Raw genomic sequence first — 20947 nt, 5'->3', positions numbered from 1 at the left:
GCGGCCGAGTGTCATACGAAGCAAAGGACCGTATCAAGCGTCTTTAACAAAACAGTGACTCACGATAAGAGTTATCTGGCGCATTGCGCTCGCAGTCCACCGGGATAACAGCTATCCCGGTGAACTAAGATATCGATCTACCGGGATAAGTCTTATCCCCAATGCGTCGAGCGCATGAGATGAGTCAGCTGTAATGCGACGCTGCAAGAGGGGCCATCGGAAAGCTCACAAGGGACCGTCACTAAACGTGACGGTCCCATCATGGCGCAGGTTAGGTGCCCTTGACGTTGAGGATCTGGCGCAGGGTGTGCTTGACCTCGACGAGCTGGGCGGCATCGGCCATCACGCGGTCGATGTCCTTGTAGGCGTCCGGAATCTCATCGACGAACTCGGCGCCGGGACGGTAGACGATGCCTTCCATGCGTGCGGCAAGGTCTGCCTCGGTGAAGCGGGCCTTGGCCTGAGTGCGCGACATTACGCGACCTGCGCCGTGCGGCGCAGACTTGAGGCCCGGCGCGTAGCCCTTGCCTTCTACGACGTAGCTGGCCGTGCCCATCGAGCCGGGGATGAGACCGCGGTCGCCCTCATCCGCCTTGATGGCGCCCTTGCGCGTGAGCCACACGTTTTTGCCGTAGTGGTTCTCGCGCTGGGTGTAGTTGTGGTGGCAGTTGATGCGCTCGAGTTCAAGCGTCTCCCGGTCCGCGCCGGACCAGGTGGCGACGCAGTCGAGGAAGCGGTCCATCATCTCATCGCGGTTGAGCAGCGCAAAGTGCTGTGCCCAGTGAAGATCCGCAATGTAGGACTCGAACTCGGGCGTGCCCTCGACGAGGTAGGCCAGGTCCTTGTCCGCGAGCTGGATCCAGTGCTTCTCGCAGTGACGCTGCGCGGCCTTGATGTGCTTCTGGGCAATCTTGTTGCCCACGCCGCGCGAGCCAGAATGCAGGAACAGCCAGACGCGGTCGGATTCGTCGAGACACAGCTCGATGAAGTGGTTACCGCCGCCCAAGCTGCCCAGCTGCTGGCGCCAGTGCTTCGAATGGCTGAGATCCACGCCGGTGTCCTGGGCCAGCTGCGCGAGCTCGCGGGTGCGGGCCTCGGTGCGCGGGTCCATGATCCAACCGTTGTAGTTTCCGGGCGAGAGCGGAATGGAGTCTTCGACCGCGGCGCGCAGGTCCTCGAGAGCGAAGTCCTGGATATCCGCGTGCGTGAGGTGGGTCCGCACGGCGATCATGCCGCAGCCGATATCCACGCCGACGGCCGCCGGGATGACGGCGCGCAGCGTGCCGAAGACGGTGCCGACCGAGGAGCCCTTGCCAAAGTGGGCATCAGGCATGAGCGCCACGTGTGGGTAGACGAAGGGCAGGTCAGCGACGAGTTGTGCCTGCGCCACCGTCTTGTCTTCAACAATGGAGGCGAAGTTGTGCAGGCGCATAAGAGAGCCTTTCTCTGCGTTTGCGTAACGCAGTTCGTGAGAAAGGGCCTGCTTGGGCGGCTGACTTATAAGTGCGCGCGGGTCGCGCGGCTGGCACCAACGTCCGGGATAAGCAGGGCCGCTTTCCCGGGAAATGGTCAAGTCAGCCTGTTAGAAGAGTTGCTTAAAGAAGCGTCCTAGCGGCTGATTGTTATAGGTCATCATCGCGGTTCGCCTCCTTTATGCTTTCTTGTTCTTCTTTCGGGCTATTAGTGCTGCGTGTGAGCCTACACCATCGGTGTACAGAATGCGCGCATAAAGAACCCGGCTGGTGACCTTTCGGGTGCCAGCCGGTTTCAGAGTCGCACCGTCAGTTTTTCTGACGGTGCGCTCGCGGCGCGTTGACCTGTGGTTTAGTGAGACTGCGGTTTAGTGGAAGACCATGCCGCCGTCGACGATGATGGTCTGGCCGGTGATGTAGTCAGAGTCGGAACCAGCGAGGAAGCCGATGATCTTGGCGACATCCTCGGATTCGGAAAGGCGCCCCAAGGAGATGTCCTTGGTGAACTGCTCCCAGCCCCACTCGGCAGGCTTGCCAGCGTTTTCTGCGAGTTCCTCAGCAAGGCCCTTCATGAGTGGAGTACGCACGATGCCCGGCGCGATTCGGGCGGCGGCACGCGAGGGGGTATCGGCAGCGCTGACGGCGCATGCGGAATGCTCGAATTCGTCGCAGCACACGTAACGTATACGCAGTTGAAGGTCCTCTTTCGAATCCCACAACGCCGCAGCAAGGGTGCCAGTACGATGAGAGAATGTCCGCTCTCACTTGCTCGGCACGGCTCGCCCAGGCCGCCGCTGCCTCATTCCTTGCCCTCGCGGCGCTCGCCCCGACCACGGCGTCCGCTCAAGAAGCTGCACCGCTGCCTGCACTGTCCTCGACAAGCCTCACCGAGGTCATCGACTCCTATGCGGGCGCGTCCATGTTTATCAATATCAATGCCGGCTATCGGGTCATTCATCCCACGAGTCCCGCCGAGGAGCAGCTCATCCGCTGCATGGATTCGGCACCCAGCAGCTCGCGGGACCGCTGGAGCACTGCCGGCATGATGAGCAGTTATGCCGCAGGCTGGTGGTGCATTCTGAGCAACCCGCAGCTCTCTCTGGCGTTAGATAGGCAAATCGCTCGCCCCATGAATTAGCAGCGCTTTCGCCGTCAGCGACCTCGTGTCGGCACCCTCCCGTAGCATGTGCGGTGTGAGGACAGAGACACTCAATAGCTTCGTAGACCCGCGGGTCGTCCAGCGCGGGGTAGCGCTGGCCACGCAGGATGCCGCGCGCATCGAGTCCGTCGAGGCTGCCCGGGGCGAGGGCGCCAAGATGTCGGGCTACTGCACCGGGTCGCGTGGGGACGAGTACTTCGTCACGGTCGACTACACGCTGGGCACCGACGGGGTGGTCGCGGCATTTAACTCGTGGTGCGCGTGCCCATATGGCGAGCGGTGCAAGCACGCGGTGGCGCTGGCACTCAAGCACCACCGTGACTATCGCGGGATAGACAAGCGCGAGCCGTTGGGCGCGTTCGGCGCGTTTGTTGACCACCTTGTGGAGCACACGGACAGCTTCCGCGAAACACGGGAGGTGCTCAGCGAGGTACTGGGGTGGGGACGGCGCCGCCGGCCTGTACGACGCGAGCCGACGTGGCAGGAATTGTTAGAGGAATACCTGCCTGTGGAATCCGCAGAGTCCTCGGCCGCCACGCCAGTCGCGGTGGTCTTCGAGACCGACTTTGACGTTGTGGGGGATCATGCGGTGCTGCGCAACCTCAGCGTCACCGGCGGCCGACCGCGTAAAAACGGACGCGGGTGGGTGAGCTCTGACATGACGCTGGCCAAGCTGGAGAACGGCACCGGTCATCCGGTGGCAGAACGCGACCGCGACAGGCTCATTGAAATTCTTTCCGAGGCCGGTTCTTACGACGTTCATAGCCAGCCTCAGTCATTGCGTAGTCTCCGCAATCCCGAGTTCTTTGCGCTTCTGGACGAAGCCCAGGGGCACGGCATCGAGCTCGCCACGGCAGACGGAGGGCTCGTCATCCTCCATGAAGATCCGCTCACCCCAACCGTGCACGTCACCGAAAATGATGAGGGGCTGCGCATGCACGCCGCGATCGTAGAGTCCGGCGACCATCCCCCACTCATTCTGGGATATGAGGCGCGCGGTGCGGCATGGTTCGATGATGACGGGTATCTGAACCTGGGACGCTTCCGGCACCGCGCACCAGTGGAATGGCAGCGCCTGCGGGAAGCCCGCCGCCCCATCACGGTGCCGCCGGAGGGCCGCGCCGAATTCGAAGAGAAGTTCCTGCCGCGACTGCGTGCAACCGGGTGGAGCAGTCCGGACGAGTCGTTTGTGCCCACGCCACCGGCACCGCCCGTGGTGCGGGCGTTTGTCACGGCCACGGCCCATCTGTTGCGCGGGGCCGTCGAGTTCTGCTTCGCCTACTCCGATGGGCGCACGTACGCGCTGGGGACGGACGCGGACCCGACGCGCAACGGGGAATCGGAAAGCGAGCTGCTGGCGGGCCTGGAGGGCTTCGACCTCACGGATCGCGAGATGATCGGCGCGGAGCTCATGGAATTCCTGCATGAGACGCTGCCGCAGCTGGAAGCCGCGGGCGTCGACGCGCGGTTATCGCCCGGCGCGCAGGAGCTCCTTGGACTGGAGGCGGCCGAGTCCATCGAGCTCCACGCGGGGCTCGAGGGGCAGGACAAGGACTGGCTCGACTTGTCGATGGAAGTCCGTGTCGACGGCCAGGGCGTGCCGCTCGCGGAGGTCATTCGGGCGCTGCGCTCGCAGGCGCGCATCCTCATCGTAAACGGGCACTACGCGCACCTCGACTCGCCACAATTCGATAAGTTTGCCCAGCTCCTCGAGGAGGCGCAGGGGCTTTCCGATGCCCGCCGCAGCGCCGTCCGCGTGCCGAAGACGCGCGTGGACTGGTGGGACCAGCTAGGCGAGCTCGACGCGCTCCAGGTCGATGAGCGCGCGTGGCTCGACAAGGTCGTGGCAGCGGCGCACACGGAGCTGCCCTCGTTCGACGTGCCGGCTGCGTTGGACGCGACGCTGCGCCCGTACCAGGAAGACGGTTTCCGCTGGCTGGCAAGCCTGCGGCGGCGTGGATTCGGCGGTGTGTTGGCTGACGACATGGGCTTGGGCAAGACCATCCAGATTTTGTCGATGATCCTCGATTCTGGCGCCGGTCCCTGGTTGGTCGTGGCGCCGACGTCTGTGGTTTCCAACTGGAAGGCCGAGGCCGCGAAATTCGCGCCGTCACTGCGGGTGGCGGTGGTGTACGCGACGTCGAAACGACGCCAAGATTCTCTGGAATCTCTGGCGGAGTCGGCGGATGTGCTCGTCACCTCGTATACGCTTCTGCGTCTCGAGGCATCCGAGTACCAGGCGTTGGGCGTGGCGGGCGTGGTGCTCGACGAGGCACAGAACGTGAAGAACCCGACATCCAAGATCTACGCAGCGGTGCGCGACCTGCAGGCGCCGGTGCTCTACGCGGTGACGGGGACCCCGATTGAGAACTCGCTCAAAGACGCATGGAGCCAGTTCTCCCTCGCCGCGCCCGGTTTGTTGGGGAGCTTCCAGCAGTTCCGTGAGCGTTTCGAAAAGCCCATCGCAGGCAACGACACGGAGCTGTCCAAGACGCGCATGGCGGAGCTGCGCCGCCGCGTCGAGCCGTTCCTGCTGCGTCGTCGCAAAGCTGACGTGGCGCTCGACCTGCCGCCCATCCAAGAGCAGGTCGTGCCGGTGGAGCTCGCGCCCGCGCACCGCAAATTGTACGACGTGCACCTGGCCCGCGAGCGCCAGCGCGTGCTTCACCTGCTCACCGAGGATCCCGAGTCCAACCGCGTCGAGGTGCTCGCCGCGCTCACCCGTCTGCGCCAGCTCGCGATTTCTCCGACGCTCGTGGAACCCGAGTCCGCCGCACCCAGCTCCAAGCTCGACGCAATGACCGGGCTTCTGCGCGACATCCTGGCCGAGGACCACCGTGTGCTCATCTTTAGCCAGTTCACGAGCTACCTCGCAGAGATTCGTACTCGGCTAGAAGCCGAGGGTGTCTCCTTCTCCTACCTCGACGGAGGCACGCGCGACCGCGACACCGCCATCCGCGCGTTCACAGAAGGTAACACGCAGGTCTTCCTCATTAGCTTGAAGGCCGGCGGTGTGGGCCTCAACCTCACACAGGCGGACTACGTTATCGTCGCCGACCCGTGGTGGAACCCGGCGGCGGAGGCCCAGGCCATCGACCGCGCCCACCGCATTGGCCAGACGCAGCCCGTCACGGTCTACCGGCTGGTCTCCGCGAACACCATCGAGGACAAGGTCGTCGCCCTCCAGGACACCAAGCGCGCGCTGTCCAGCGCCTTCCTCGAGCCCACCGGTTCCGCGACCGGCGGGGCGGCGCTCGATGCGGCGGCGATTAGGAACCTGCTGGCCTAACGCAACGGGGCGCCGTCCAGGAAATCAGCGGCATGGAGATGTACTACCTCTCCAGTGTTCAGAGGCATTGCATCGAATGTGAGGAGAATGCAATGGCTGCCAGCGGGCAGGCCCCGGAAAGAAGACAGCTCCCGATGCAGCGTCTTATCATCCATGGCCGTGAGCGCGACCTGCACATAATAGCGTTCCTTATCCCGCGTCACCACGAAGTCGATTTCTCCCTGCGGCGCATTTCCTACTGCGACCGAGAATCCCCGGCGAAGCAGCTCGAGATAGACCATATTTTCCAGATCGTGCCCGGTATTCGACGAGTTCGCTCCAAGTAACACGTCACGCAGTCCTGGGTCGACGAAATAATACTTGGCACCGCCTTTGAGATGTGCTTTCCCACGGACATCAAAGCGGTCACAGCGATAGAGCATGTGCGCATCGACCAAAAGACCGAGGTACCGCTCCACCGTTGGTTGCGTCGTTTTTGCACCCGCAGATGTCAGGTAATTGGCAATCTTGTGAGACGACAGCTGCGATCCCACATTATCGAATACGAAGCTCGCAACCCTCATGAAGATGTCAGGATCTTTAATTGCACCTCGCAGTGCAATGTCACGCGCGAAAATAGAGTCAAAAATGGCGTTGTTGATCTCCCGTCGGATTTTCGCAGATCCTGCTTGCGCCGCGGCTGGCAGCGTACCCCGCATCCATTCCGCATAACGAGCCGCAGGCTGAGAAGGAGCTTCCGGAGCGAAAGAGGAGTACTCATGAAGCGAAAGAGGAAACATCTCCAGCTGTATATAGCGCCCAGCTAGGTATGTAAGTCCCTCGCCCACGAACATGGAAGCATTCGAACCTGTCACCGTGATGGTGAGATTCTCGTGAAGCCGCAGCGAGTTAATAACCTGTGGCCAATCGTCGAGCTCCTGAACCTCATCCACATGAAGATGCGTCGCCCCCGTTGCTGCAATTCGTGTCGTCATTTCCTCGTGAAACCGCTGGGCTTCACGAAGCCCCAGAGTGGAAAAATCCTCAAAGTTGACAGACACGACCTTATCGGAACCAACGTGTTGCTTATAAAGCTCCAGTAGAGACGACTTTCCCGAACGTCGCACACCACTTATTACTCTCACCATGCCGTTAGTTGCCGGATCCGCGTCCCAATCCACCAATGTCTGCAGGTAGTCCTTGCGGGTGCGAAGTTCATGTGCGCGAGTCATGACTTAAAGTTTACTTCAGATTTTCACCAATGGCGCCAACAATTTAAAGTTAACTTTGATTTTCCGCCTATTCCGGACGGAATTTAAAGTTAACTTTGGTTCGGCTGCTGTGCTGCCATTAGGAAAGGACCCCGCCACCGGCTACATTCGTGGCATGTCTCTTACTTTCTCCCGCGCGGCCGTAGCCTGCGCTGCTGCGCTCCTTGCTGCGTCGACTGCCGCTCCGGCGCTCGCGCAGTCCTCGAACTTCGCTCCTTCGGAAATCCTGTCTGGACTCGCCCCGGGATTTGAGCCTTCGCACTTCCCGCAGGGCTCTTCTACCGTACTGCCCCAGGTTGGAGGTTCGAATACGCCGACCACGGACGGCTCGGGTGCACGGCTGGTCGATACCCGCCACGTAGAGAAGAACGTCTACGAAATCGACGTCTACTCGCCGTCGATGGACCGCACCATCACCAACTACTACGTGAAGCCGACCACCGATGCCCCGCGTCCCACGGTGTACCTCATGCAGGGCTCCGAGGGCGGCGAGTTCGGCTCCACGTGGTACACGCAAACCAACTACGAAGACTTCTTCGCCGACAAACCGGTCAACGTCGTCTCCGCCGTGGGTGGGCGTGGCTCGCAGTTCGCGGACTGGCGCCGCAACGATTCCGGATTGGGCATGAACAAGTGGATCACGTATTACTCCCAGGAGCTGCCCTACGTCATGGAGCATGAGTTCCACGGCGATGGCCGCTCGGCCATCGCGGGCTTGTCCATGTCCGGTTCGGCTGCGTTGAACATCGCGACGAAGTCCAATGGCAAGTTCGCAGCCGCCGTGGGCTTCTCCCCGTATCCGGCGCCGTCGTCCGTCATCGGCCGCGCGTTTAACACGGTCATGACCGCACGCTTGGGCGGCGACCTCGTCAACGCCTTCGGCTGGCCGGATGACCCGGCGTGGGATGACAACGATCCGTCCGCACACCCGGAGCGCCTGCGCGGCATCAAGGTGTGGGTGACCACCGGAAACGGCACGCCCATGACAAAGGATCCGTACGACGTCGACGACTTCCAGGAGATGCTCGCGGAGACAGTCTCGCGCCCCATGACCGACCAATTCGTGGCCAAGGCCCGCGCCGCCGGCGTGGACATCACCTACGCACGCGAGAACTACGGCTCGCACTCCTATGAGTTCTTCGAGCACCAACTGCCAAAGGCGTGGTCGCAGGCCATCGCCCCGGCGCTGGGACTTTAAATCGGGATTCGCGGAAGTCGAACGATAGACTCGAGACCATGACAAAGAGCAACGTGGAATCCTTCGAACTCGACCACCGCCTGGTCAAGGCCCCATACGTACGCGTGGCCAAGCGCGAGCGCCTCAGCGACGACGTGGAGATCATCAAGTATGACCTGCGTTTTTGCCAGCCCAACGAGGAGCACCTGGAGATGCCTACGATGCACTCCATTGAGCACATGATGGCCAACTTTATGCGCGACTACACGGATAAGCTCATCGGCTTCGCGCCGATGGGCTGCCAGACCGGCTTCTACGCCATCACCTACAACATGGAGCAGGACGAGCTCCTCATGGCGCTCGAGAACGGCCTAAACGATATTCTCACCGCCACTGAAGTTCCCGCCGCCAACGAGCGCCAGTGTGGCTGGGGTGCCAGCCACTCCCTCGAGGGCGCGCAGGAAGCAGCCCGCGCGTACCTCGCGAAGAAGGACGAGTGGCTCGAGGTCATGGCGTAGCGCCACGACTTCACACCGAGCCGGATTTCAGAACAACGAAGCCTCAGATTTTCGAAAAATCTGAGGCTTCGTTGTCGTGAAATGCCGTTGCGAGCGCTTGAAAACTACTCGTCGATGGACACACCCAACCAAATGGGCTCCGGCACGAGCTCGACACCGAAAGCGGCGAGGACGCCAGCCCGGATGTCGCGGGCCAACGCCACGATATCGGCGGCTTTCGCATCGCCGCGGTTCGTGAGCGCGAGCGTGTGCTTCGTGGACAAAGTCGCGGGACCGGAGCCCGGGTAGCCCTTCGCGAACCCGGCGCGCTCGATGAGCCAGGCTGCAGACAGCTTTACTTCCTCGCCGTCCGAGCCTGCGGGGACGGCGTGGCGGGGCATGCGGTCCGCATCCTCGTCGCCGCGGGCTACGCGCACCTTCGACTGAATCACGTCAGCCGTAGAAGAAGAAACGATCGGGTTGGTAAAGAAGGAGCCAGCGGACCACGTGTCGTGGTCGGCGGGGTCGAGGACCATGCCCTTCGAAGCGCGCAGGCGCAGGACGTCGTCGCGCACGGAAGCAACGGGGCGACGCTCGCCGGGGTTCTGCGTAAGTTGGCCAAAGCGCAGGGGCTTGGACAGGCCGTCGGTGGTGAGCTGCAGCTCGATGGCGAGCACGACGCCGCGGCCGGTGAACTTGAGGTTCGAGTAGCGGTAAGACAAGTCCAAAGACGAGGCAGGAACCCAGGCCGCGGAGCGGGTGGCAGATTCATAGAGGTAAATCTGCGTGAGGACGTCGGAAGTTTCCGCACCATACGCCCCGACATTCTGGACAGGCACGGCGCCCGCGTCGCCGGGGATACCGGAGAGGCACTCGATGCCGCCCAGGCCGCAGTCGACGGTCATCGCGACGACGTCGTCCCAGGTAGCGCCCGCATCCGCACGCACGAGGCCGAAGGCGACATGGACGTCGATGTCCTCGAAGGCAAGGCGCACGACGACGATGTCCTGCGGATCATCGGAGACGAGCAGGTTGGATCCGCCACCCACGACCATGTAGCGCGTGGACGTTGCGTCGAGTTCGCGCAGGGCGGACACGGCGGCTGCGGCGGACTCACAGACCACCGTGACCTGCGGCGCGCCACCCACGCGCAGCGTCGTGAGATCGGCGAATGTCTGAGAATCGTCCAAGGAAACGCCGTCAATTGCGGACAGTCGCTGGGTCAGAAATGAATCAAGCACGCCTACCAAGGTAGTCTGAAAACCATGTCAACCCGTAGCGAAAACACCGTAATCATCAATCAGCCGCTCGAGAAGGTCCACCAGGCCTTCACCACCAAGGCATACTGGGAGCACATCGTGGCTACCCTGTCGCCGGAGCCGGGCCAGGTCCACGAGTTCACCGAGAACCAGGCCGTCCTCTTCGAGGTTCTGCCCACTACCCTCCTGCCGGAGGCCGTGCGCGCCATGGTGTCCCAGGCTCTCAAGGTCAAGCGCACCGTCACCATCGGCGAGGTCGCCGCTGACCAGCTGTCCAACTCCTTCGTCGCTGACGTCAAGGGCACCCCGGTCGACTTCAAGGGCGATATCACGTACAAGGCAGAAGGCGAGGATAAGACTGTCGCCTCTTACGTCTCCGAGGTCTCCGTCAACATCCCGATGATGGGCGCTGCCATCGAGCCCAAGGTCGCCGAGGCTCTGGGCGAGCTCTACCAGAACGAGGCCGACCTCACTTCCCAGTGGATCGAAGCAAACCTCTAAAAATCTGTACCCCGAATGGCCGACCACGCGCATAATCTCCGGGCCACCGCCCGCGCGGGTCGGCCTTTTGGCGTCATTACCCGCGGTACCACCAACCAGAATCGCCTTCGCAAGTGCGACCGCTGGATGGTCGCACACCCGCAGATTTCGTCTTTACTCCGGGCACAGCTTGCTGGGCCCGCCGATGCCGCCCCCTTGGCGTTGGATGTCGGCTACGGCGCGTCCCATACAACGACATGTGAATGGGCACGGTGGCTACGCACCGTGCGCCCCGACGTGCGGGTCACAGGCCTAGAGATCTCGCCGGAGCGTGTGTTGCCGCCGCGCGAGGGCGTGACGTTTGAACTCGGCGGATTCGAGCTCGCGGGCTATCGTCCACAGCTGGTGCGAGCGTTTAATGTGCTGCGTCAGTACGACGTGGACCAGGTCCACGAGGCGTGGGAGACCGTAATCGAGCGCCTAGCGCCCGGCGGGTTCTTCGTCGAGGGCACGTGCGACGAGCTGGGGCGGCGGTGCGCGTGGATTCTGTTGAACGCAGAGGGACCACAGACGCTCACGCTCGACTGGGATCCGTTCGAGCTCGAGACGCCGTCTGAGGTCGCGGAGCGCCTGCCCAAGGTACTCATTCACCGCAACGTGCCGGGCGAGCCCATCCACGAGTTCCTCGCGGCAGCGGACCAGGCATGGGCGAATAACGCGGGCTGGGCGCCGCACGGGCCACGGGTGCGGTGGCGGCACACGCATGCGGAGCTCGTGGCCGAAGGCTGGCCGCTCGTGCCGCAGCGCCGCCGTTACTCCGACAATTGGCTCACCATCGACTGGGCAGCAGTTGCGCCACGGGCGTAACACGGGCACCATTGTTAACCATGTCTGCTTCGTCTGGAAAGAAATCCGTGGGTGCACGCGTCTGGCGCGTTGTTCTCATCGTGCTCGTCGCTCTCCTCGTGCTCGCCCTTCTCGTGGAGTTCGGCCTGCGCTGGTTCATGTCTTCACAGATGACGAAGCAGTTCGACGAACAAGGCGCAGAAGGCGCCAACGTAAGTTTTGGCGCGACGCCGCTCCTCTTCGGCCTCGCTCGCGGCGAGATTAGCGAGATGAACATGGACACGCCCTCAACGCTCACGATCGACAAGGAAGCGAAGACCATCGAGGGCCAGCCCGCCACGAAGATCCACATGGAGGGCATGACCATGAGCCAGGATCCGGTCGCGCGGTCGTTGCAGACGACCACGACGCTGCCCACGGACTACCTGCTCGTCACGCTCCAAAATGAAATCGCGAGCCGCTCCGGCCAGGACATGCTCGGCGATATCGTCATGACGAACCTCACCACGAATGACGCGGAAGACGTCGTCGACGTCGAGTTCGCTGGTGGCCTGTTCACGCTCACCCTCAAGCCGGAGGCCCGCCACGGCGCGCTCGCCTTCGAGGCCACCGGCTCCAAGTTGCTCGCGTGGGATCTGCCGGAAGAGGTCACCAACCAGATTTCGGATGCCCTGAGCGAGGGCCTGAAGAACCAGGTTGCGGGCGATACCATGCGCATCGACCGCGTGGACGTTGGCGCCGGCGACATCACGATCGATATCTCGGGCGAGAACGTCAAGCTCAACGAGATGGGCGAGCAATTCGGCGGCGCAGCGCCGACGGAGGCGCCGGCCACCGCGCCTGCGAACACCTAAGGACGAACGAGCGCCGCGGCGCCAGCCCCGAGAGCGGCGACGGCGGCATCGTCGTCAGCGGCCCAGGCGACAACCTCAAGGGCTGCGTCGACTGGGGCGTCCGCGATGACGCGCTCATAGCCCGCGGTCGCGGCGAGCTCGGCGAGTTGAGCTGCGGAAAGCGCTCCCTCTGCGGGGAGCAGGAGACCGAGTTCAGCGGGGCGGGGGCAGGCCTCACGCACCGCGATGAGATCGGCAAGGACAGAATTGGGATCGGCGTTCGTGTCGTCGACGCTCACCCATGCTTCGTGCGCACCTTGTTGGATGGCGAGACGGGCTTCGGAGGCCTTAATGAGGCTGTGGTGGCGGCCGGTGGGATAGCCTGCGACGGCGACTACACGCTCATCACCAGCACGCAGGGCGTGTGCGATATGCGTGGGCGGGACGACGATGCCGCGGTAGCCGGTGGCGTCCCAGGCGAAGCTCGCCTGGGCGTCTGCCGCCCAGCGGTAGGTGCGGGCGGCGAGCCAGGCGGCATCGGAAAGCTCGGCTACCATGCGTTGTTGGCGCCGCCGATGATGTCCTTGAGCTGCGGGCGCACGTCAAACCAGTACAGACCGACGATGACGGCGCCAACCCAGGTGAAGATGGACAGGCCCGGCATGGGGATGAGCAACACGAAGGCGGACACTCCCACGAGCGCGGCCCACACGGCCTTGGGCTGGCGGTCGCCGACCTCAAAGGCGTCTGCGCGCGTCATAAGGATGAGGACAAAGCCGACGAGGCCGGCGATGCCCACGGCGGCGTAGAGGCCGTAATAGAGCAGGTTCATGCCGTTGAGGACGGCCGAAGTAAAGGACATACAGTGCTTCCTTTGCGAGAGGGGTCTAAGCGTACGGGGACTGCCCGGGATCGTCACTAGAGATTACTTCGCCCTCGACCACGCTGTCATCTGCGCTGGGCTTGGGCTGCTGCACCCCCTTGGTGCCGAAGGTAGTGCGCACCTCCGTGGCGGCCTCGGAGAGGGAGTCCTTGGCCTTGGCGACGGACTCGGAGCCCGCGGTGGCCTCGACGCTGCGGCGGAGGACGCCGCCCCACTCCTTGGCTGCGGCCGTGGCCTTGTCCGTCAGCGAGGCATCGGCCGGCGTGGCCTCCTGCGGGTGGGCGGCGCGATCTGCCTTGACGTTCTCGCCGAAGGTCTTCGCGACCTCCGCGACGGAGGCACCGGCGGCCTTGACTGTTTCAGACTGGGACAGTTTCTTGAGGTTGTCCATGACACTCATGGCTGGTCCTTTCTCTGTGGGTATTTAGTACCAAGTGTAGGCGGGACGCGGGCAGACAGGACGATTGAAGCCATCCCAGATGACTTAAGTGAGAAGGAGGAAGAGTTGGTTCGCGCTGTAGATGGCCAAGCCCGCGAAGCCACCCACGAGGGTGCCGTTCAAGCGAATGAACTGGAGGTCCTTGCCCACCATGAGCTCGATATTCTCGCTGGCTTCCGTGGCATCCCAGCTCTTGATGGTCTCGGGGATAATGCTCACAAGGTCCGGCGCGAACTTCTCAGCGAGGTAGCGGGCAGCCTTGTCCACGAGCTCGCCCAGCTCCGCCATCTTTTCGGGGTCCGCGAGCAGGCGCTGGCCATACGCGTCGAGCTCGGTCTCGATCTTCGTGCGCAGCAGCGAGGTTTCGTCCTCGAGCATCTCCACGAGCGTGGCGGAGACGGACGTCCAGATGGCTTCAGGAGCGCGCTGCATGCGATCGGAGGCGAGAACGTCGGCCTTGATGTCCTCGACCTTGGCGATGAGCTGCGGGTCCCACTGGAGATCCTGCGCGAGCTTGGAGAGGTTCCGCCGGATGGCCAGGCGCGCGTCATGGTTGGAATCCGCGACGACCTCGTCCGCGAAGCCGACGAGCTCCGCGTAGACCTTCTCGCCCACGAGGTTGCGAGCAAAGCGCGGGGCCCAGCCCGGCATGCGTTCATCGATAGTCGTGACCACCGTGTCCTCCATGGTGAGGATCTTGGCGTGAGCCCAGGCGATGAGATCATCCTCGAGCGGACGGGCCTTGCCTTCGGCGATGAAGGATTCCAGCACGCGCCCGGCGGGCGGTCCCCACTCCGGTTCCATGGCACGGTCGATGATCTGGGATTGGATGATCGTCGCCGCATCCTGCGGATCGATGTCGCGGATGACGGAGGCCAGGCGCGTACCGATGATCTCCGAGGCGTAATGGGCATTGCCCTCCCCTGTGATCCATTCTGCGGCCTTGCGGGGCACGTCCCACTCGTGGATCTTGCCACTCAATGCATCAGGCGTCAGGAAGTTCTCCTCGACAAACTCGCTCAGCGCGTCGCCCACCTTGTCCTTGTTTTCCGGGATGAGCGCCGTATGCGGAATCTTCAGGCCCATGGGATGCCGGAAGAGCGCAGTCACCGCAAACCAATCCGCGAGGCCACCCACCATGCCGGCCTCCGCGAAGGCGCGCAGGTAGCCCACCCAGCCCGGGGCGCCCCCGGCCGCGTTCTGCCACCACGAGCAGCTGAGGAACACCACGGCGGCGAGCACGAGCAGAAGCAGCATGTAACGCTTCCAGCGGCGCAGCTCGGCGCTGCGGGCCTCCTGGTTACTCGGGGAAGGAACGAACGTAGAGGTGGGCTCGGCGGCGCGGTGCGTCATGGTCATCCTTTCGCGCCCTCGCGGGGACACGGGGCAGGGTCCTTGTCAGTGGCGAAAATCTCGAGACTCGGGTGCATAAAACCCCCGCGCCCGGGGTGGGCAGCGGGGGGTGAATGCGTGCGTGAGGAATTAGTTCACGCGGCCGGTCTCCTGACGGTACTGGCGGTAGAAGCGGCGACCAAAGTGCACCAGCGCCACAGCGGCGACGGAGACGATGATGGTCGCAGCGATACCGACGTACAGGGTGATCTGAGCCTGGTTGCCCTCGGACGAGGAACCGCCCCAGAACATGCCGGAGGACAGACCCCAGATGACGGTACCGACTGCGGGCAGAATACCCAGGATAAGGCCCATGCCGATCCACGTAGAAATGCGCAGCAGGGAGGAGTGCGGAGCACCGAAGGAGACGGGATCATAACCCTCGATGTAGCCGTCCTGGATCTTGTAGGAGAAGTCGGGGTAGGTCTCCTCCAGGTAATCAGCTACTGCATGATTGTCGCTCATGGCTGACACTTTCTCTCGTTTCTTTTAACTTCAGTAACAGACTATAGCACCCGCGCGAAAGCTTTTCGCACGGGTACAGCGTCTTTTAGTCGTCCTTGCCACGCAGAGCCGCGCGAGCGCGCTCACGAGTGACGGCGCTCACTGCGGTCAGCGGAACGCCGGCCGGGCAGACATCGGCGCACTCGCCGTAGAGAGAGCAGTGACCGAAGTTGGTCTCCAGGTCATCGACCATGTTGCGGGCGCGACGGCCACGCTCTTCCTTGCCCAGCGGCATGAGGGAGAGGTGAACCAGCTTGGCGCCGGTAAACAGGTGGGCTGCGCCGTTCGGGCAGGCGGCAACGCAGGCGCCACAGCCGATGCAGGCCGCGTGGTCGAGGGCGTACTCAGACGTCTCGTGGTTGATGTGGAGGGTATCCGCATCCGGGGCGGTACCGCCCATGATGGAGACGTAGCCGCCCTGCTCCATGACGTGGTCGAGCGCGGCGCGGTCGACGATCATGTCCTTGATGACCGGGTATGCGGCGGAGCGCATCGGCTCGATCTTCAGGGTGTCGCCGTCCTTGAATTGGAACAGACGCTGCTGGCAGGTCGGAGTGTTCTGGCCCGGGCCGTGGGGGCGGCCGTTGACCTGCAGACCACAGGTACCGCAAATACCTTCGCGGCAGTCAGAGGCGAACGCAAACGGCTCCTCGCCGCGCTCGATGTAGCCCTCGTTGACGTGGTCCAGCAGCTCCAGGATGGACATCTGCTCTGCTGCGTCATCGACCTGGACATCCTCAAAGTGTCCTTCTTCAGTCGGTCCGGCCTGACGCCAAATCTTCAGGTTAAGTTTCATTACTTGTAGTTCCTTGTCATCAGCGGAATCGAATCGAAGTACAGCGGCTCAGCGTGGCGAATGAACTCGCCCTCAGCCGCACCGGGCTCCCATGCGGAGACGAAGCACCAGTTCTCGTCGTCACGCTCGGCCTCGCCATCCTCGGTGAGGTGGTCGTCGCGGAAGTGGGCGCCACAGGACTCGTCGCGGTCGAGAGCGTCAACGCACATGAGCTCACCCAGGTCGATGTAGTCGGCCACGCGCAGGCCGTACTCGAGCACCTGGTTCATGTCGTTGGCAGCACCCGTGATGCGGACGTTGGCCCAGAAGTCAGCGCGCAGGGCGCGGATCTTCTCGATAGCGACCTTGAGGTCCTCGATGTTGCGGGACACGCCGCAACCCCAGTAGAGGATCTCACCCAGCTGGCGGTGGTAGTACGCCGGGCCGTGCGGGTTCTCGCCGCGAATGCCCATGAGGCGGTCGATGCGCGACTGTGCGCGGTTCAGAGCCTCGACAGCCTCAGCGGAATCCTCAGCCAGCTTGGCCTCGCCAAGGTGGTCAGCCAGGTAGTTCGGGATGGTGAACGGCAGGGTGAACCAACCATCGACGGAAGCGGACAACAGGGAGTTGGCACCCAGGCGGTTCGCGCCGTGGTAGGTCCAGGAGCACTCACCGGCGGCGAAGAGACCGTCGATGGCGGTCATCTCGTTGAAGTCCGTCCACAGGCCACCCATGGTGAAGTGGCAGGTCGGTGCGATACGCATCGGCGTCTCGTACGCGGACTCACCGATGGCCTCTTCGTACATCTCGATGAGGTTGGAGTAGCGCTCACGGATGACATCCTTGCCCAGACGCTCGATGGCGTCACGGAAGTCGAGGTACACCGAGTTGTGCAGCGGTCCAACACCCAGGCCCTTGTTGATCTGCTGAGAGATGGCACGGGACGCAACGTCACGCGGGACGAGGTTACCGAAGGCCGGGTAGCGACGCTCGAGGAAGTAGTCGCGCTCCTCTTCCGGAATCTCGTCGGCCGGGCGGTCGTCGCCTTCCTTCACCGGCGACCAAATGCGACCGTCGTTACGGAGAGACTCAGACATGAGGATCGTCTTGGACTGCCACTCGGAGTTGACCGGCAGGCCCGTCGGGTGGAACTGGATGAACGCCGGAGATGCGAAGTACGCGCCCTGCTCGTAGGCACGCATGATGGCGCCTGCGTTGGAGTTCTTAGCCAGCGTGGACATGTGGTAGACGTTGCCGTAACCACCAGTGCCCAGGATGACGGAGTGACCGGTGAAGGTCTTGAGCTCACCCGTAATCAGGTTGCGGGTGACAATGCCGCCCACGCGCTTCTTACCACCGTCGTTGTAGGTGATGATGTCCTGCATGTCGTGGTGCGCGAAGAGCTCCACGTTGCCCAGACCGATCTGACGGTAGAGCGCCGAGGTCGTGGACAGCTGCAGCTGCTGACCCGTTTGGCCACGGGTGTAGTAGGTACGAGAGACCTGAACACCACCGAAGGAACGGGTAGCGAGGGTTCCGCCGTACTCACGAGCGAACGGAGCGCCAATAGCGTTCATGTGGTCGATGACGCGCACGGACTCGTAGGCCAGGCGCCAGCAGTCAGACTCGCGGCAACGGTAGTCGCCGCCCTTGACGGTGTCCTTGGTGTGGCGGTACGCGGAGTCATTGTCGACCTTCTTGTGACGCGAGGAGTTCACGCCACCCTGGGCGGCAATGGAGTGCGCACGGCGCGGGGAGTCGTGGTAGGTGAAGACCTTCACGTTGTAGCCCAGCTCGCCGAGGGCAGCGGCGGCAGCACCAGCGGACAGGCCGGTACCGACGACGAGGATCTCAAACTTGCGGCGGTTGAGCGGGGAGACCAGCTGCATGTGGTCCTTCTGGTGGTCCCACATGTCGCGCATCGGCACGCCGTGCGGCTCGTGAGATTCCAGAATGGTGCCTGCGGTCACGCCCGGAACGATGGACTGCGGGTGCGTGAACTTCGGGTGCTCGCGCTTCAATTCAGTAGTAGTCATGGGTTTACAACGCTCCTTTAAGAGACCCAGCCAAAGGCGACGGACAGCGGCATGATGATGTTGCCCAAGCAGACGACCGCCGGGATGATGTAGGCCAGAACCAGGAAGGTCTGGCGCCACTTACGGCCGGTGATACCCAGGTCAGACGCAGCAAGGCGGATGCCGTGGGTCAGGTGCAGGAACAGGCAGCACATCGCGATGACATAGACGATGGTCACGGGCCAGCGGCTAAACGTTGCCAGCATGTTAGCCTTCACGGCGCCGTGCTCGAAGGCCGCGGATGCGACCGGGGCTGCGCCAATGGTCAGGTCCAGCAGGTGGAAGATGACGAAAAGCAGCAGGACAACGCCGGTGACGATCATGGTCTTCGTGGCGAAGGAATCCAGGCCACCCATGAGATTCGTGCGCTTGAACTTGCCGCGCGACTGCTTGGACCGGGCGGTAAGAGCGAATGCGCCATAGACGTGGCCCACCAGGCAGGCGAGCAGCACAATACGGAACATCCACAGGAACGCGCCGTGCGGGAGCAGCGGCTCACCCAGGGAGCGCAGGTACTCGCCGTAGACGTCGAGCGCCGGGGCGCCGTCGTGGTTCGGCAAGTAGAGCTTGAGGTTGCCGGCCATGTGACCGACAACGAAAAGCGCAAAGATGAGGCCAGTGATGGCCATGGTCAGCTTGAGTACCCAGCTCGGAACGCCCGGCTTGGTACGCACAGTTTCATTAGTGATGCGGCCGTGAGCGAGAGCCTCACGGTCAGGATTTCTTACAGTCATGACACCTCCATAGTCGCCCCTTAGATTAACCCGCTTAACTGCTGGTTACTATTCGATTTTGAGTCAAGAATGAGCGATCCCGGCGCATGCCCATTTCCGTATTAAATACATTAGGCATGGATCGCCTAAGTCACAGATGTTAAAACTCGCAACACGCTTGGGGACTTAGATTTACGAAACGGTTGTGTTGCGTATTTACGTGCACTGATGTGACTTTCCTCACCCGATTAGCGAAACGTGAAAGTCTTCCCCCTTTAGGTATCAAACTTTCGCACGATCCAACCCCGAATGCCCGGCTCGCAAACTTGCTTCACAGCAGTTTTGCAAATTTTGCGGATCGTTCACGGGGTTCCAGGTAACCTAGCTCACATGTCCAAGACCTACGTCGGCTCCCGCCTCCGCCAGCTCCGCCGCGAACGCGATCTTTCCCAGGCCTCGCTCGCATCGACGCTCGGCCTGTCCGCCAGCTACGTCAACCAGATCGAGCATGATGTCCGTCCACTCACCGTGCCGGTCCTCATGAAGATCACGGAGGTCTTCGGCGTCGACGCCACGTTCTTCTCCCGCGACGATGATTCCCGTCTCCTCGCCGAAATCCAGGACGTTATCCAGGACCAGGAGATCTCCCCCTCGCCGGTCGAGCTTCAGGAACTGTCGGAACTCGTCTATAACCACCCGTCCGTCGCACGCACGCTCGTCGACGTCCACCGCCGTTACCGCACCATACGCGACAAGCTCACGCTGGTCACGGACACGCGGCGCAGTGGCCCCGGTGCGCAAACGCTGTCCATGCCACATGACGAGGTCCGCGATTTCTTCTATGCCCGGCAGAACTATCTCGACGATCTCGACCACCAGGCCGAGCGTCTCGCCCACGACCTGAACATTGCAGAATTCGGAATCCGCGACACCGAGGCGGCCATTGCCACGCGCCTGCGCGAGAAACACAATATTGAGATCCGCACACAGCCCAACCTCGGCGATACGCTCCACCGCTTCAACCCGGAGACCGGCACGCTCGAGCTCGCCGCGCGGCTGAGCACCGGACAGCGCGCTTTCCGCATGGCCGCGGAGCTCAGCTACCTCGAGGCCGGCTCGGATATCTCGCAGCTCGTGTCGCACGAGCCCTTCACATCCGAGGCCTCCGTGAATCTTGCCAAGCGTGGCGTCGCCAGTTACTTCGCGGCCGCCACTCTCCTGCCCTACGGCCTCATGCATTCCCAGGCTGAGACAGCCGGCTACGACATCGAGTACCTCTGCCAAGTCTTCGGCGTGGGCTATGAAACGGTCGCCTCCCGTCTCTCCACGTTGCAGCGTCCCAATAAGCGAGGAATCCCCTTTACCTTCGTTCGCGTCGACCGCGCCGGCAATATGTCCAAGCGCCAGTCCGCAACTGGCGTGCATTTCGCCAACTCGGGCGGCACCTGCCCGCTCTGGTGCGTCTACGAGTCCTTCGCCCAGCCTGAGGTCATCGTCCGCCAGCTCGCTCAGATGCCCGATGGTCGCAACTACCTCTGGGTCGCTCGCGCCGTCCGCCACCACCAGGGCCGTTTCAGCGACACCAATAAGCTCTTCGCCATTGGCCTCGGCTGCGAGTCCCGCCATGCAGATCGCACGGTCTACGCCGCGGGGCTGGAGCTTTCCGATGCCGCCGCAACGCCCATCGGCGCCGGATGTCGCACGTGCCCGCGCACCAATTGCGCCCAGCGCGCCTTCCCCGCCATCAACGAGTCGCTCGACATCGACGCGCACTCCTCCACCATCGCCCCGTACTAGCGCGCTTCCAGGCTCACGCGCCCTCCCACTCCACTCCCCTTGATCGATTCGCCGCACCCCGGACGGAATCCCCCCGCGGCGCCAGTCCCCGCGCAGAGATAAGGCCC

20 protein-coding genes are annotated in these 20947 nt (G+C 62.9%); 8 read left to right on the top strand and 12 right to left on the bottom strand.

Annotated features, from left to right (window positions below):
- Positions 1-271: 271 nt before the first annotated feature.
- Together HMPREF0307_RS06295 and HMPREF0307_RS06290 are read right to left on the bottom strand one after the other, a co-directional pair.
- Positions 272-1432 (bottom strand): RtcB family protein, encoded by a 1161-nt coding sequence (locus HMPREF0307_RS06295; RefSeq protein WP_066489601.1) that lies wholly within the window; start codon positions 1430-1432, stop codon positions 272-274.
- Between the two features lie 408 nt (positions 1433-1840).
- Entirely contained in the window at positions 1841-2149 is a 309-nt protein-coding gene (locus HMPREF0307_RS06290) for an SDR family oxidoreductase (RefSeq protein ID WP_066489599.1), read from the bottom strand.
- Between the two features lie 74 nt (positions 2150-2223).
- Between HMPREF0307_RS06290 and HMPREF0307_RS06285 the strand changes: the two genes are divergently transcribed.
- Together HMPREF0307_RS06285 and HMPREF0307_RS06280 are read left to right on the top strand one after the other, a co-directional pair.
- A complete protein-coding gene (locus tag HMPREF0307_RS06285) occupies positions 2224-2610 on the top strand; it encodes a hypothetical protein (protein ID WP_066489590.1) in 387 nt (128 codons plus the stop codon).
- Between the two features lie 55 nt (positions 2611-2665).
- Positions 2666-5920, top strand: coding sequence for a DEAD/DEAH box helicase (locus HMPREF0307_RS06280; RefSeq protein ID WP_168166311.1), 3255 nt, complete (start codon positions 2666-2668; stop codon positions 5918-5920).
- Here HMPREF0307_RS06280 and HMPREF0307_RS06275 read toward each other — a convergent pair.
- Positions 5917-7131, bottom strand: coding sequence for an ATP-binding protein (locus HMPREF0307_RS06275; RefSeq protein WP_066489584.1), 1215 nt, complete (start codon positions 7129-7131; stop codon positions 5917-5919). The genes HMPREF0307_RS06280 and HMPREF0307_RS06275 overlap by 4 nt on opposite strands.
- Positions 7132-7285: 154 nt before the next feature.
- Between HMPREF0307_RS06275 and HMPREF0307_RS06270 the strand changes: the two genes are divergently transcribed.
- Together HMPREF0307_RS06270 and HMPREF0307_RS06265 are read left to right on the top strand one after the other, a co-directional pair.
- Complete coding sequence (locus tag HMPREF0307_RS06270) at positions 7286-8368, top strand: alpha/beta hydrolase (RefSeq protein WP_066489576.1); 1083 nt, start codon at positions 7286-7288, stop codon at positions 8366-8368.
- A gap of 38 nt (positions 8369-8406) precedes the next feature.
- Positions 8407-8865: an S-ribosylhomocysteine lyase gene (locus HMPREF0307_RS06265; protein WP_066489573.1), complete on the top strand. Its 459-nt coding sequence runs from the start codon at positions 8407-8409 to the stop codon at positions 8863-8865.
- Positions 8866-8969: 104 nt separating this feature from the next.
- On the opposite strand, the gene HMPREF0307_RS06260 is transcribed toward HMPREF0307_RS06265, so the two are convergent.
- Entirely contained in the window at positions 8970-10085 is a 1116-nt protein-coding gene (locus HMPREF0307_RS06260) for a UDP-N-acetylmuramate dehydrogenase (RefSeq protein ID WP_066489569.1), read from the bottom strand.
- A 24-nt stretch (positions 10086-10109) separates the two neighbouring features.
- On the opposite strand from HMPREF0307_RS06260, the gene HMPREF0307_RS06255 reads away from it, so the two are divergent.
- The 3 genes from HMPREF0307_RS06255 to HMPREF0307_RS06245 are packed head-to-tail and all read left to right on the top strand — an operon-like array spanning position 10110 to position 12283.
- Complete coding sequence (locus tag HMPREF0307_RS06255) at positions 10110-10604, top strand: DUF2505 domain-containing protein (RefSeq protein WP_066489565.1); 495 nt, start codon at positions 10110-10112, stop codon at positions 10602-10604.
- Between the two features lie 15 nt (positions 10605-10619).
- Entirely contained in the window at positions 10620-11450 is an 831-nt protein-coding gene (locus HMPREF0307_RS06250; RefSeq protein WP_066489554.1) for a class I SAM-dependent methyltransferase, read from the top strand.
- A gap of 20 nt (positions 11451-11470) precedes the next feature.
- On the top strand, positions 11471-12283 hold the full coding sequence (locus HMPREF0307_RS06245; RefSeq protein ID WP_068801376.1) for an LmeA family phospholipid-binding protein: 813 nt from the start codon (positions 11471-11473) through the stop codon (positions 12281-12283).
- Here the strand turns inward: HMPREF0307_RS06245 and HMPREF0307_RS06240 are convergent.
- From HMPREF0307_RS06240 to HMPREF0307_RS06205, 8 genes are all read right to left on the bottom strand, one after another.
- On the bottom strand, positions 12280-12819 hold the full coding sequence (locus HMPREF0307_RS06240) for a deoxyribose-phosphate aldolase (protein ID WP_141628512.1): 540 nt from the start codon (positions 12817-12819) through the stop codon (positions 12280-12282). The two genes, HMPREF0307_RS06245 and HMPREF0307_RS06240, sit on opposite strands and share 4 nt — an antisense overlap.
- Positions 12813-13124, bottom strand: coding sequence for a DUF2516 family protein (locus tag HMPREF0307_RS06235; RefSeq protein ID WP_068801377.1), 312 nt, complete (start codon positions 13122-13124; stop codon positions 12813-12815). Before HMPREF0307_RS06235 ends, HMPREF0307_RS06240 begins: the two co-directional genes overlap by 7 nt.
- Before the next feature lie 25 nt (positions 13125-13149).
- Positions 13150-13545, bottom strand: a complete 396-nt coding sequence (locus HMPREF0307_RS06230) for a hypothetical protein (protein ID WP_066489551.1) — start codon at positions 13543-13545, stop codon at positions 13150-13152.
- 84 nt (positions 13546-13629) lie between these two features.
- Positions 13630-14937 (bottom strand): DUF445 domain-containing protein, encoded by a 1308-nt coding sequence (locus HMPREF0307_RS06225; RefSeq protein WP_066489541.1) that lies wholly within the window; start codon positions 14935-14937, stop codon positions 13630-13632.
- Positions 14938-15066: 129 nt separating this feature from the next.
- The gene (locus HMPREF0307_RS06220) at positions 15067-15441 is read right to left on the bottom strand and encodes a hypothetical protein (protein WP_066489539.1); all 375 of its coding nucleotides are present in this window, start codon (positions 15439-15441) and stop codon (positions 15067-15069) included.
- Positions 15442-15526: 85 nt separating this feature from the next.
- On the bottom strand, positions 15527-16276 hold the full coding sequence (locus HMPREF0307_RS06215) for a succinate dehydrogenase/fumarate reductase iron-sulfur subunit (protein ID WP_066489533.1): 750 nt from the start codon (positions 16274-16276) through the stop codon (positions 15527-15529).
- Entirely contained in the window at positions 16276-18291 is a 2016-nt protein-coding gene (locus HMPREF0307_RS06210; RefSeq protein ID WP_066489523.1) for a fumarate reductase/succinate dehydrogenase flavoprotein subunit, read from the bottom strand. Before HMPREF0307_RS06210 ends, HMPREF0307_RS06215 begins: the two co-directional genes overlap by 1 nt.
- Positions 18292-18308: 17 nt before the next feature.
- A complete protein-coding gene (locus HMPREF0307_RS06205) occupies positions 18309-19064 on the bottom strand; it encodes a succinate dehydrogenase cytochrome b subunit (protein ID WP_066489516.1) in 756 nt (251 codons plus the stop codon).
- A 369-nt stretch (positions 19065-19433) separates the two neighbouring features.
- Between HMPREF0307_RS06205 and ramB the strand changes: the two genes are divergently transcribed.
- Entirely contained in the window at positions 19434-20840 is a 1407-nt protein-coding gene (ramB, locus tag HMPREF0307_RS06200) for an acetate metabolism transcriptional regulator RamB (RefSeq protein WP_066489509.1), read from the top strand.
- Positions 20841-20947 lie beyond the last annotated feature (107 nt).

The sequence above is a fragment of the Corynebacterium sp. DNF00584 genome, from assembly GCF_001552965.1.
Classification (GTDB): domain Bacteria; phylum Actinomycetota; class Actinomycetes; order Mycobacteriales; family Mycobacteriaceae; genus Corynebacterium; species Corynebacterium phoceense.
The sequence above is the reverse complement of the archived record's forward strand: the minus strand, read 5'-3'. Positions and strand labels throughout refer to the sequence as shown.

Bases quoted from the DNA above. Each gene is read 5' to 3' on its own strand.
- HMPREF0307_RS06295 (WP_066489601.1), bottom strand. From the start codon at position 1,432: ATGCGCCTGCACAACTTCGCCTCCATTGTTGAAGACAAGACGGTGGCG.
- HMPREF0307_RS06285 (WP_066489590.1), top strand. From the start codon at position 2,224: ATGTCCGCTCTCACTTGCTCGGCACGGCTCGCCCAGGCCGCCGCTGCC.
- HMPREF0307_RS06275 (WP_066489584.1), bottom strand. From the start codon at position 7,131: ATGACTCGCGCACATGAACTTCGCACCCGCAAGGACTACCTGCAGACA.
- HMPREF0307_RS06270 (WP_066489576.1), top strand. From the start codon at position 7,286: ATGTCTCTTACTTTCTCCCGCGCGGCCGTAGCCTGCGCTGCTGCGCTC.
- HMPREF0307_RS06265 (WP_066489573.1), top strand. From the start codon at position 8,407: ATGACAAAGAGCAACGTGGAATCCTTCGAACTCGACCACCGCCTGGTC.
- HMPREF0307_RS06255 (WP_066489565.1), top strand. From the start codon at position 10,110: ATGTCAACCCGTAGCGAAAACACCGTAATCATCAATCAGCCGCTCGAG.
- HMPREF0307_RS06250 (WP_066489554.1), top strand. From the start codon at position 10,620: ATGGCCGACCACGCGCATAATCTCCGGGCCACCGCCCGCGCGGGTCGG.
- HMPREF0307_RS06245 (WP_068801376.1), top strand. From the start codon at position 11,471: ATGTCTGCTTCGTCTGGAAAGAAATCCGTGGGTGCACGCGTCTGGCGC.
- HMPREF0307_RS06240 (WP_141628512.1), bottom strand. From the start codon at position 12,819: ATGGTAGCCGAGCTTTCCGATGCCGCCTGGCTCGCCGCCCGCACCTAC.
- HMPREF0307_RS06235 (WP_068801377.1), bottom strand. From the start codon at position 13,124: ATGTCCTTTACTTCGGCCGTCCTCAACGGCATGAACCTGCTCTATTAC.
- HMPREF0307_RS06230 (WP_066489551.1), bottom strand. From the start codon at position 13,545: ATGAGTGTCATGGACAACCTCAAGAAACTGTCCCAGTCTGAAACAGTC.
- HMPREF0307_RS06225 (WP_066489541.1), bottom strand. From the start codon at position 14,937: ATGACGCACCGCGCCGCCGAGCCCACCTCTACGTTCGTTCCTTCCCCG.
- HMPREF0307_RS06220 (WP_066489539.1), bottom strand. From the start codon at position 15,441: ATGAGCGACAATCATGCAGTAGCTGATTACCTGGAGGAGACCTACCCC.
- HMPREF0307_RS06215 (WP_066489533.1), bottom strand. From the start codon at position 16,276: ATGAAACTTAACCTGAAGATTTGGCGTCAGGCCGGACCGACTGAAGAA.
- HMPREF0307_RS06210 (WP_066489523.1), bottom strand. From the start codon at position 18,291: ATGACTACTACTGAATTGAAGCGCGAGCACCCGAAGTTCACGCACCCG.
- HMPREF0307_RS06205 (WP_066489516.1), bottom strand. From the start codon at position 19,064: ATGACTGTAAGAAATCCTGACCGTGAGGCTCTCGCTCACGGCCGCATC.
- ramB (WP_066489509.1), top strand. From the start codon at position 19,434: ATGTCCAAGACCTACGTCGGCTCCCGCCTCCGCCAGCTCCGCCGCGAA.